The organism is Bacillus sp. P4_D3 (assembly GCF_056401855.1).
On sequence record NZ_JBFUIN010000283.1, the window covers coordinates 1 to 4093 of the forward strand.

General features: G+C 34.3%; 4 protein-coding genes and 1 pseudogene. All 5 read right to left on the bottom strand.

Annotated features, from left to right (window positions below; genetic code table 11):
* A partial coding sequence (locus AC1DTM_RS19345; protein WP_477000677.1) for a serine hydrolase domain-containing protein occupies positions 1-424 on the bottom strand: 424 nt, incomplete at its 3' end.
* 377 nt (positions 425-801) lie between these two features.
* Positions 802-1170, bottom strand: a pseudogene (locus tag AC1DTM_RS19350) (ABC transporter permease); the annotation flags it as partial.
* Between the two features lie 458 nt (positions 1171-1628).
* Positions 1629-3107 carry a sodium:solute symporter family protein gene (locus tag AC1DTM_RS19355; RefSeq protein ID WP_088099170.1) on the bottom strand — a complete coding sequence of 493 codons (1479 nt, stop codon included), beginning with the start codon at positions 3105-3107 and terminating at the stop codon, positions 1629-1631.
* Positions 3104-3304: a DUF3311 domain-containing protein gene (locus tag AC1DTM_RS19360; RefSeq protein WP_016105227.1), complete on the bottom strand. Its 201-nt coding sequence runs from the start codon at positions 3302-3304 to the stop codon at positions 3104-3106. The genes AC1DTM_RS19355 and AC1DTM_RS19360 overlap by 4 nt, the downstream gene beginning before the upstream one ends.
* A 238-nt stretch (positions 3305-3542) precedes the next feature.
* The coding region (locus AC1DTM_RS19365) for an amidohydrolase (protein WP_477000678.1) at positions 3543-4093 on the bottom strand (551 nt) is incomplete at its 5' end.

Below are 4093 nucleotides of genomic sequence, written 5' to 3' on the forward strand. Positions count from 1 at the left end.
CATCATACCCATCTCCTTGAATGAGATCCGGTAGCCACTTTTCAATTGGATCGTCAAGTTGTATACGATTTTCTCCTACTAATTGAAGAACAGTCGTGGCAGTAAAAGTCTTCGTCACACTACCAATCCGAAAGCGATATTCCGATTTCATCGGTTGCTTTGTACTTAATTCTGCCACGCCAGCTGTATAACTACTAGTTTTTCCGTTGTTAAACGTCTTAGCTAATACCCCTGGTGTTCCAAGCTGTACTGATTCCTGCATTACTTGTTTCCAACCATTCCGATTCTTTTGATCATGTGATTGTGACGGACTTGATATATTTTGTACTGACTCTGCTTTCACAGTAAAACCTGGTGTGAATAGAGTAGTACCTGCTAATAGAACTGACAAACTTGCTAACTTAATTGAATTACATTTTTTCATAAGACTCTCTCTCCTCTATTAATATCGTATTGATGATTCATTCGTACAACCCTTTTCTTCACTAACAATATAATGCCTCTATTTTAAGTACTGATAATTTCGTTCCTAACAACCTGTAACTTTCACTTTTTGACATACATGTTGTGCCAAAAAATCACTACTATTTCTTGCAATACTCCATTATCTAATTGATTATTTAAGTTAATTTCTTCCCCCTTCACATCAAGTTATACTCTAATCCTATATGATAAATCTCTCTTTTTTCTTATCCATTCCTTACGAAATGCTTACGTTCAAATTTGGATACGATAAGCTGAGAAAGAGTTTTGTATGAAAATAAAAAGAGAACATAACAAAAGTTATATTCTCTTCCCTTCTTATTCATATCGCAAACATTCAATCGGATCTAATTTTGCTGCTTTATTTGCCGGTAGTATACCAAATACAATACCGATAAACATAGATATTCCAACCGAAATCAGTCCTAAATTTACTGAAACAATAAATGGCTATTCTGCGAATATCACAATTAACCACGCAAAGAATACGCCAAGCATAAATCCAATTAAGCCACCTAGTGCTGTTAAAATGCAAGATTCAATAAGAAACTGCATTAATACTTTACTACGCGTTGCACCAAGCGCTTTTCGGATGCCAATTTCACGAGTACGTTCTGTTACAGATACAAGCATTATATTCATAACACCGATGCCACCAACTAATAACGAAATTCCAGCAATTCCGCCAAAGACCATTTTCATCATATTCGTAGACTCGTCTAAATCCCCCATAAACTCGTTTCCATCCTCTGGAGCTTTGAATTCATGTTCAAATTTAGGCGATTTAATTTCATTTATACGTGCTACTGCTTCTTTCCCAACACTTTCCCGATCATCTTTAGAATGTAATTTCAATGTGACCGTATCATATTCGCTTACTCCTGAAATTAGAGAAGCGAATATGAGTGATCAAAATAAGGAATAATTCGATTCATCCCCCTCTTTTCACAATAGTTCAACTATCTATTACAACTATGTAAATTCGAGAAAAATAAAACTACCTGCCTCCAATAAACCGTAGAGAACAGGTAGTTTTGATCTTTTTCAAATTTCATTTTGAATCGAAAAATTCATAAAAAACGTCATCCTTTCTGTGAATTTTCAAAAAAATAACATTTTTCTCGTTATATAGATATAAAATTATTTTAGCTTAATGTTGATGTGGTAGCCCCCTTTTGAACCGGTATGTTTTTTGAAGCTAAGCTTACAATAATAGTTATTACGATATTAATAAATAATACTATCGCTCCTGTACTAATGTCGTTAATAGTGTGTGGGACTGTTGGAAAAAAGGTTGCGACTTTTATATTAAAAATCGTAGCATACAATACAAGGAGCACTCCTGTAATAATTCCAGTCATTGCACCATATTTATTAATATAATTTTTTTTGGAAAAACTAAGGAATAATGCAGGTGCCAATTGTGCGATAAGACTGTATGACATGATATTTAACATTGCAAGTGCTGTCCCGCCAAACACTGTGAAAATTAAAGCAGTCAAAGAAAGGATAATGATGAACAATTTTGAGGCTACTAATTGTTGTTTTTCGGTAGCTTTTGGAAAAATAACATTGTAAATCCCTTTTGTTAAGCCAACAGATGCAGACATTAACATAACGGATGCTGGTACTAAAGCCGTTAGTAAACCAGCTGCTCCAACTATTCCAATGACCCAAGGATCAAATGTTTGAATAGATAATCTTAAAAGAGAAAGATCTCCATCAGCTCCTTGTAAACCAGGAATTTTTACAATAGCTGAAAAGCCAATAAAGAAAACAAACAGTAATAATATAGTGTATAAAGGTAGGGTAATTGCATTTTTACGAAGTGCTTTTTCACCATTTGCTGAGAAAACCACAGAGAAAGAAGTCGGTAATAAATAGAAAGATATTGCATTTAAAAGGATAGTAGAGATAAACCACGGTACACTTAGTCCCTGATCGGCTAACGTTAACACTTCAGGTTTAACAGCCTCAACAGACTTAAACATTTGCTCAATTCCACCAAAATAGTGGCTAGGAATGTATAGGCCTAAAAAAATAACTACTCCCAAAATCATAATATCTTTAATCACAGCTGTCCAAGCTGAGCCATGAATACCCGAGATTATTACATATGTTGTAATAACTATTGCGCCTATAATACTTGCAACTATTGGTGAAATAACTCCAAAAGAAGCCTCTGAAACAATGATCCCTAACCCTTTCATTTGTATACAAATATATGGTATAAGGGCTAAACTTCCCACAATAGCTACTATAACCCCCATTGCACGACTATCGTATTTAGATGCAAAATAGTCAGGTTGTGAAATAATACCATGTTCTTTACCGTATCTCCAAATTTTAGGGGCAATCCAATAAGATATTATATATGCTAAAAATATATACGTGGGCACATAATATGCAGCAGCACCTTTGGAATACGCCCAACCACTTCCCCCTAGAAAAGTAAAAGTCGTATAAACCTCTCCAGCTATTAATAGGAATACGAACAAGGTTCCAAAACCTCTGTCACCAACTGAAAATTGCTGCAAATTCATCTTTTTTCCTTTTCTTGCTGCTATCCCTAAACAAAGAGATAGGATTAAGAAAATAAAAATAATAAATAATGATATATTCATTCTGTCTCACTCCCTTTATTATCGGGATCAAGCTTATAAACAATGGTTAAAATAATTGAGGAAAGTACCATCCAAAATACAATCCAAAATAAAAGAAAAGGCATTCCTAATACGTAAGGCTCAATTCTATTTGCAAATGGCAAGAATCCAACACACCCTATAAAAGGGATTAAGAGTAAGAGTTTAATATATTTCAAAATATGCTCGACCTCCTATTTCATGGTTTGAATTTTTATGGATTAAGAACCGCTATCATAAAAGGATTTGTCAACTTTTAAAATTTTAAATTTTCTGTCTCTTTTTACAAAAAAGGATCTGACCACTTTTATGCATAGCCAGATACTCTCTCCCATCTAATAAGAGGGGCTATTTCGTTTTTTAATTGATGTATAAAATAATGCGAAGTACTATAATTGCCCCCTCTTTTGCCTAAATCTAATTTTTCATCATTAAATCATTCTCTTTTTGATAGACAATTTCTCCATCAATAATCGTTGTCTCCACTTTCAAATCCTTAATACGGTCTGGTTCAGCCTTTAAAATACTTTCACTTAAAATAACTAAATCGGCTAATTTCCCTACTTCTAAGCTACCTTTTATATCCTCTTCAAAACTTGCATAAGCGCCATTCCATGTGTAAAGTTTAATCGCTTCTAGTACACTAATGGATTGATTCGTGCCAATTTCGACTCCAAATTGGCTTTTTCTATTAACTGCAGTATGAATTCCTAATAAAGGATTATAATCCGTAACCGGTGCATCTGAACTACCTGCTGCAATAATACCTTTATCTATATAGTCACGAGCAGCGTACATATAATTCACACGTTCACCATAATTGTGAGCATATATCTCGCCATATTCATATGGAAATGGTGGATTTGGAATAGGGATGACTTCCAGTTGTTTCATTCTTTCTTGTAAATCTGGGGTTGAAACTCCTGCATGCTCGATTCGATGACGATGATTTTTCCTTGGTGCTTCTT

Coding starts and splice junctions, on each gene's coding strand:
- AC1DTM_RS19355 (WP_088099170.1), bottom strand. CDS start 3,107: ATGAATATATCATTATTTATTATTTTTATTTTCTTAATCCTATCTCTT.